This window comes from Gilliamella sp. Nev3-1 (assembly GCF_001690435.1).
In the GTDB taxonomy this organism is placed as follows: domain Bacteria; phylum Pseudomonadota; class Gammaproteobacteria; order Enterobacterales; family Orbaceae; genus Gilliamella; species Gilliamella apicola_C.
Genome location: NZ_LZHN01000086.1, coordinates 1 through 7,379 on the forward strand (window position 1 = coordinate 1; position 7,379 = coordinate 7,379).

Annotated in this window: 6 protein-coding genes and 1 pseudogene; 4 read left to right on the forward strand and 3 right to left on the reverse strand. The window is 36.2% G+C overall.

Going from position 1 to position 7,379, the window contains the following annotated elements; all coding sequences use genetic code 11:
- Together A9G40_RS13255 and A9G40_RS13260 are read right to left on the reverse strand one after the other, a co-directional pair.
- The coding region (locus tag A9G40_RS13255; protein ID WP_141675277.1) for a DUF4123 domain-containing protein at positions 1–399 on the reverse strand (399 nt) is incomplete at its 3' end.
- A 769-nt stretch (positions 400–1,168) separates the two neighbouring features.
- A complete protein-coding gene (locus A9G40_RS13260; RefSeq protein ID WP_065583409.1) occupies positions 1,169–2,200 on the reverse strand; it encodes a LacI family DNA-binding transcriptional regulator in 1,032 nt (343 codons plus the stop codon).
- A gap of 316 nt (positions 2,201–2,516) precedes the next feature.
- Between A9G40_RS13260 and A9G40_RS13265 the strand changes: the two genes are divergently transcribed.
- The 3 genes from A9G40_RS13265 to A9G40_RS13275 are packed head-to-tail and all read left to right on the forward strand — an operon-like array spanning position 2,517 to position 4,646.
- Positions 2,517–2,960, forward strand: coding sequence for a PTS sugar transporter subunit IIA (locus A9G40_RS13265; RefSeq protein ID WP_065583410.1), 444 nt, complete (start codon positions 2,517–2,519; stop codon positions 2,958–2,960).
- Positions 2,961–2,992: 32 nt separating this feature from the next.
- Positions 2,993–3,265, forward strand: a complete 273-nt coding sequence (locus A9G40_RS13270; RefSeq protein ID WP_065583411.1) for a PTS sugar transporter subunit IIB — start codon at positions 2,993–2,995, stop codon at positions 3,263–3,265.
- Between the two features lie 19 nt (positions 3,266–3,284).
- The gene (locus tag A9G40_RS13275; RefSeq protein WP_065583412.1) at positions 3,285–4,646 is read left to right on the forward strand and encodes a PTS ascorbate transporter subunit IIC; all 1,362 of its coding nucleotides are present in this window, start codon (positions 3,285–3,287) and stop codon (positions 4,644–4,646) included.
- A gap of 249 nt (positions 4,647–4,895) precedes the next feature.
- Here the strand turns inward: A9G40_RS13275 and A9G40_RS13280 are convergent, their stop codons facing one another.
- Positions 4,896–6,344: an APC family permease gene (locus A9G40_RS13280; RefSeq protein WP_065579781.1), complete on the reverse strand. Its 1,449-nt coding sequence runs from the start codon at positions 6,342–6,344 to the stop codon at positions 4,896–4,898.
- Positions 6,345–6,570: 226 nt separating this feature from the next.
- On the opposite strand from A9G40_RS13280, the pseudogene A9G40_RS13285 reads away from it, so the two are divergent.
- Positions 6,571–7,379: pseudogene (locus A9G40_RS13285) on the forward strand (transposase); the annotation flags it as partial.

Genomic DNA, 7,379 nt, shown 5'->3' on the forward strand with positions numbered 1-7,379 from the left:
ATTAATCCAGTAAAAAGCAAAAGCAGGCAGCACGTCTTGCCAGCTATCGGTAAAATAATCAAGCATGATTGACAAGTATTCACCATCCCAATAGCGAAAAAACACCGTTTCACCATCGGGCATAATCGCTTGGGTTAAGCTCCGTAAATGAGCGCAGATGTCTGCAAAGGGTAAATGAGAGCGTGCTAGCCAACCCCAGTCTTTGTGCTCAGTGTTATTAATCCAATCTAAAAAGGGGCTATGCTCATCAAGCCTAACTAGCATAGGCATAACAGAAAACCAGTGCTCGTAAGGAGTGCCACTATAAAGACCATAGGGCGTTTGTGAGCCATCAGTGATATAGTAATTTTTAACCGCTTGCGCATCGCTGACATTAGAAAGTACGGCATACAAAGGCATGGCAGAGGTAGCGGTAATCGTGCGCCATTAAGACAGTGGCATAGCTAGCATAATCTGCTCCTTGCATTGCGCAATAAAACCCGTACTACTAAAAATCCGTTTAACTTATAAAAGACAAGAAAGGGATATTGAATAAGGCGATTGATGATTAAAGCAATATGACTAACAGCGCGCTCCATGATATTTACCTAAATTCCTTTAGAAAGTATTAAGAAACCGAAAAATAAAGATATTTTTTAGCTAAGATAAGATTATTTTTTATTCTATGCAACCTTTTTTTAGTCTATTTTTGTTATTTTTTACTTATTTTGAAAAATCAATACATCTGTATCAGGTTGTTACGCTTGGCGTAAATGTGAATCAAAATTAAAGGGGGTATTTGATAATATCGAAGCACTTTATTGGCAACATAAAGTATTAGCTGCATCAAGCTTAATGCACCATATTAGGAATATGGGCTATGATGTAGCAGAAAGAACGGTAAATCGAATATGATAAAAACCAGTCAGAAAAACCATTGATTTTATTGAAGTTTTTCTAGCTGTTTTCTGGATTGAAACATGAGGTGTAATTTTAAACTCGGTGAAGTGAAGAAAATAGAAAGGTGATTTATATTTGCTACTTCACACCACCACAGTTTGGCGATTGCTATGCATGATTCATTATTCTAAGCCTTGCTAACTAGTCGATTGGATGTATATGCAAAATATCATGACAGCTAATTATTTAATATAACCTAGGATTTAATATAACTTGGCACTCAATGCAACTAAGTACTGTTTCTTAAACGAAGTATAGGGGCGAACGTTGATAAATCTGGTTTATGGCAATGAGTTTGAGCTTTTAACTTACTTAATAGTTGCATTGCCAAATGTTCCCCTATTTTTACAGCAGGTAAGGAGACTGTTGTTAAAGGTGGAAAACTCACTTGGCAAAACTCGTTATCACCAAATCCACTCACTGCTAATTGATGTGGCACACGGATATGCCGTCGTTGGCACTCATAAAGCACACCACAGGCTAATTCATCAGTAGTGCAAATTAAGGCATCGATTTCAGACCAATTCAATAAGATGTCAGGCAGTAATAAGCTACCTGTACTAAAATTAGCAGGCTTGGCAGCATTGATAACTCGATGGGTAGGTAGATGATAATCCAACATCGCCTTATGCCAACCATGTAAACGCTGTTGAAAGAGATAATTTTGTTGGTTGGCACACAGTAACCCAATATTTTGATAGCCTTTTTTTATTATATGTTCGGTTAGCATATACATTGCTAAACTATTATCTAACGCTATATCAGGATCTGCCGCTGTATCATATTGCTTACCAATATTCATAATAGGTATCGTTTTATTAAGATTAACATTCTCAATAATAACGTCATTTTCGACATAAAATAACAATATTGCTTCGAGATTATGGTTGTGTAAAGAATCTAACAGTTTTAGTTCACGGTTATAATAATGCTCAGATTCAATAAACAATATTGTATAACCTTGTTTAATTAAATTTGCTTGTAACACATCAAGCAAAATTTGCGCAGAATGATCGTGGTTTTTGGTTGTTATAACTGCAATCACTGGGCTAGATGACGCCGAGGCTAACTGGCTAGCGGTAACATTGGGTTTATATCCTAACGCATCGATAGCAATTTGAATTTTTTTGCGAAGTTTAACAGAAACACGTTCTGGTGTGCGTAAGGCACGTGACACAGTCATAGAGCCCACACCTGCATATTTCGCTACGTCAAATAAAGTAACCTGCCCTGTATTCCTCCGTTTTTTTGCGCTTTGCATATTTCATCCTAATTGAATTTAATCTAACCATTTGTTTAAAAAAGACTAATTTTGACAACTGCAAGCCAGTGATGAGTGACTTATCCATTAATATGAATATTGTGAGCCACCTTTTAAAACTCAATTTTTTAATAATATTATTCTATCAACATAATTATTTTTAATGAATTTATTAGAAATGTTATCTACATCACAAAATAAATAAAAATTTATGCAAATATGATAGCGCTATCACATTTCTATTATTTTAGTTGTGGCTATTTTTAATTTATATGCTAATTTTTCAATAAATTATCAGAATTTTAATGGAGAGAAAATGCTCGCTAACTATTTAACACAGCAAACTGTGAATATTGTTGATTCTGTAAATGATTGGAAAGAAGCTATACAGCTTTGCGCATCACCATTATTAGCAAACAATACGATTTCTCCTAATTATATTGAAAAAATTTTTGAATTACACGAATCACTTGGACCTTATTATGTGTTAGCGCCTGGCATTGCAATGCCACATGCCAGACCAGAGCATGGTGTAAACCAATTAGGCTTATCAATGTTATTAGTCAAACAAGGGGTAAATTTCAATTCGGCAGATAATGATCCAGTTTATTTAATTACGTTATTAGCAGCAATTGATAGTTCTAGTCATATTGAAATATTAACGCAATTGGCAACCTTATTTGGTGAATCAAATGATATGCAGACCATTTTTAATGCTCAACATTGCGATCAGATTTTAACTGTAACCAATCGTTATTAAATTTAAACAAACTTTATAAAAGGATAAATAATATGAAAATTATGGCTGTTTGTGGTCAAGGTCTAGGTAGTAGTTTTATGGTTGAAATGAATATCAAAAAAGTGCTTAAGAAATTAAATGTTGATGCCGAAGTAACACATGCCGATCTTGCATCTATTGCACCCGATCAAGCCGATGTGTTTGTGATGACCAAAGATTTAGCGGCCAGTTCGGGTATCCCGGCAGATAAATTAGTGGTACTAAGTAATATTATTGATATCAACGATCTAGAATCCAAACTTGCTGAGCATCTTGCTAAGAATTAACAACCTATGAGGTGTTGCTATGATTCAGGAAATCGTAAAATTTATTGTTGATATTTTAAAAGTACCTGCCGTATTGGTGGGTTTAATTGCCATGGTTGGGTTAATAGCCCAACATAAATCATTTGCTGATACCGTTAAAGGAACCGTGAAAACAATTTTAGGTTTTTTGGTATTGAGCGGTGGTGCAAGCGTGCTTATCAGTGCAATTACGCCACTCGGTATGATGTTTGAGCAAGCTTTTAAATTACAAGGCATTATTCCTAATAATGAAGCTATAGTTTCTATGGCATTAAATGAATATGGTGCAGCAACGGCATTAATTATGGCATTTGGTATGGTCGCTAATATCGTAGTTGCACGTTTTACACGTTTAAAATTTATCTTTTTGACAGGGCATCATACCTTTTATATGGCCTGTATGATTAGTATTATTTTAACCGTTGCAGGATTTAAAGGCTGGCAACTGGTATTTACTGGATCGTTAGTGCTTGGTCTTATCATGGCTTTTTTTCCTGCTTTAGCACAACCGCATATGCGTAAAATTACGGGTAATGGTGATGTCGCATTTGGCCATTTTGGTACTTTAGGTTATGTGCTAGCTGGCTGGCTTGGGCAAGTTGTAGGTAAAAACTCACGCTCAACTGAAGAGATGAATTTACCTAAAAACTTAAGTTTCTTACGCGATAGCTCAATTTCAATCTCATTAACTATGATGATTATTTATCTCATTCTAGCTATATTTGCTGGCTCTGACTATGTCGAAACTAATCTAAGTAAAGGTGATAATTATTTAGTTTATGCGATTATAGAGGCTATTACATTTGCTGCTGGTGTGTTTATCATTCTACAAGGCGTGCGATTAATTCTCGCTGAAATTGTGCCAGCATTTACAGGGTTCTCAGAAAAACTGGTACCTAATGCAAAACCCGCTCTTGATTGTCCTGTTGTCTTTCCATATGCGCCAAATGCCGTTCTCATCGGTTTTTTATTTAGCTTTCTTGGTGGATTAATTGGATTGTTTGTTTTAGGGCAATTAAATCTGGTTCTGATATTACCTGGCGTAGTGCCTCATTTCTTTTGTGGTGCAACAGCGGGGGTATTTGGTAATGCAATGGGAGGACGCCGTGGAGCAATGCTTGGAGCTTTTGCTAATGGTCTATTAGTCACGTTCTTGCCGGTTATGCTACTGCCTGTGTTAGGATCTTTGGGTTTTGCAAATACGACTTTCTCTGATGTTGATTTTTGCGGTGTTGGAATTATCTTAGGTAATATGGCTAAGTGGTTTAACAAAGATATCATAATGAGCATTATTATTGCTATCTTTGCTATATTGGTTATTTATAATTACATAGCTAAACCCAAAATTGATTCAAAGGATTAGTTAAAGTACCTATAGCCACTATTTATATTAGTGGCTATATAAAACACAGAAAAGGCATCTTTAAGAAAGCCCACCATTTAAGCTTTATTTTTACAACAAAGACATTATGGCTTAATTTTAACTTATTTTTAGTCACACGTTTCAGTTAAAAAACATCTATTGTTGCTTTTATACCGACTAAAAAACATGAGTAAGCAATTCCCTTAAATAAACACCCTTAAATAAATCATCTAACCAGAAATAAGGTTGCTATTTACTAATTATGCTTCCATAAATAATTAATATAGCAACAACACTTATTGCTACTATAGCAATGGTATATTGTGTTTTTACACGGTACTTTTTCACCTCACCGACTGAAAGTTCGCTATGTTTGTTCTTTCGTTGATAATAATAGTACATTGGTAAACCAACTAACGTCAGCACAATTGATGCCAGCCCATTTTCTGTTTGATAAACTAGCATACCATAAATCACATAAACAGCGCCCAATATGGCTAAAATAGGGATGATTGGATAGCCAATGACTTTGTAAGATCTTGGTATATTAGGGTATTTTTTTCTGGCTATCATAACACCAACAAAGGTTAGTAAATAAAATACCCAAATCGAAAACATAGAAATTTCAGATAAACGATCGGCATCTAACAAAACCGAATATAAAAATGCAAAAATAACAAGGACTGAAATGGCATTAACAGGAGAACGGCTATCCTCATCTATTGTACTTAAATAACGTGCACCAACAATAGTTCCACGCTCTGCCATGCTAAAAATAGTACGTGATAATGTCATGATATAACCATTAATACCACCCAAAATCGAGATCATAATACCAACAGCAACTAAGTTACCTCCTGAATGCCCAAACATTCGCTGTGAAGCAACCGCGGCGGCATCGTGCCCTAATGAAACCATTTCGTTGACAGGAAAGATTTTAAAGAATGCTATATTGATACAAGCATAAACAATCACTAAAAAGATAATCCCAAAAATGATTGCTTTTGGTAATACTTTAGATGGATTATGAATTTCACCTGCAACCGATGCAACCTGTGCCCAACCATCATAAGCAAATAATGTAGCTAAGATAGCAACAGCAAAAGGCGCAAATGTTTCAATACCTTGACCGCTAGCACCAAATAATGCGACTTGCCCATTGCCTTTCCAAAGACCAAATACCGCCAGTAGTAATATCGGAATCAATTTACAAGCCGTTGCAATGGTTTGTAAGTATCCAGCCTCTTTGACACCAATTGCATTAATAAAGGCAATAAAGCCTAATGCTCCTGCACCTACCGCCATTTTATATGTGTCTTCAATCTCAAATAATGAGCAAAATACCGAACTAAAATAACCGACTAATGCACCAATTAACGCTGGAGAAAAGATAACTGTCATCATCCAACCATAAAGGTGAGCGATTTTAGCGCCATAGATTTTTTCTAAATAAACAAGCATGCCCCCAGTTTTTGGGAACATGACGCCTAATTCACAAAGCGTTAATCCACCACAAATGGAAATAGCACCACCAATAATCCAAGCTAATAAAGCATAATGATAATCGCCAGTAACTTCCAATACTGAAGGTGGTTTCATAAATGCACCAGCGCCTAAAACCATCCCAACAACCAGGGATAACGCAGAAACTAAACCAAGATCTTTCCGCAAGTTATTTTCTAAATTGTGATCTGACATAAAGATCCCCTTGAATCTATCAATAAGCAAAATTTGTTTATAATAGGGATTTATTTATAAAATACAAGAAGGATTAATTTTAACTAATTAAAAACACTAAAAATAAAAATGATAACATAAATAAAAAGCCAGCTAGAAGCTGGCTTCAGATTGATGACAAAGAACTCGCTTTTTGGCGAGTTCTTTGATCTAATAGAGAGGAGTCCATTATAAGAGAAGTTCTTCTATGCTAAAAAAACCAACTCCAGCGACACCAGAAAAAATAGAGCAAATCTCGCTAGATGCGCTTGTCCCCCAAAATCATCTTGTTCGTAAAATAGCTAAAGTCATTGATTTTGAATTTATTCGAGAAGCGGTAGCACCACTTTATTGCCCGAATAACGGTCGTCCGGCAGAAGATCCGGTCAGACTGTTTAAAATCATGCTATTGGGGTATCTTTTCGGTATCCCCAGTGAACGTCGTCTGGTTCAGGAAATTCAGGTCAATTTAGCTTACCGCTGGTTTCTGGGAATGGGATTAACCGAAAAAGTGATTGACGCCTCAACACTTAGTCAAAATCGTCGCCGTCGGTTTAATGACAGTGAAATCTATCAACAGATTTTTGATAATATTGTTGAGCAGGCCATTGTCAAAGGGTTGATAAGTGGTCGGGTATTATATACGGACAGTACTCACCTAAAAGCAAATGCCAATAAAGGCAAAGCACGTAATGAGCAGCGTATTGTTGAGCCCAGTCAATATATTGATGCCCTTAATCAAGCCATCAACACAGAAAGAGAATTAAACGGAAAAAAGCCTTAAAGCCATCGACGGTAGAGAAATACAAGGATGTTAAAGTCAGTACAACAGTTCCGGACAGTGGCTTTATGCATCGGGAAGGCAAGCCTAAAGGGTTCTTCTACTTAGAGCACCGAACGGTTGATGGCAAACATAATTTAATTACCGATACCTATGTCACAGCTGGAAATATCCATGATTCCCAGCCTTACATGGCTCGATTAAAACGCCAGTTAGAGCGGTTTGGCTTTAATCCG

Excerpts from the sequence above, each read along its gene's own strand:
- A9G40_RS13260 (WP_065583409.1), bottom strand. The coding sequence starts at position 2,200 with ATGCAAAGCGCAAAAAAACGGAGGAATACAGGGCAGGTTACTTTATTT.
- A9G40_RS13265 (WP_065583410.1), top strand. The coding sequence starts at position 2,517 with ATGCTCGCTAACTATTTAACACAGCAAACTGTGAATATTGTTGATTCT.
- A9G40_RS13270 (WP_065583411.1), top strand. The coding sequence starts at position 2,993 with ATGAAAATTATGGCTGTTTGTGGTCAAGGTCTAGGTAGTAGTTTTATG.
- A9G40_RS13275 (WP_065583412.1), top strand. The coding sequence starts at position 3,285 with ATGATTCAGGAAATCGTAAAATTTATTGTTGATATTTTAAAAGTACCT.
- A9G40_RS13280 (WP_065579781.1), bottom strand. The coding sequence starts at position 6,344 with ATGTCAGATCACAATTTAGAAAATAACTTGCGGAAAGATCTTGGTTTA.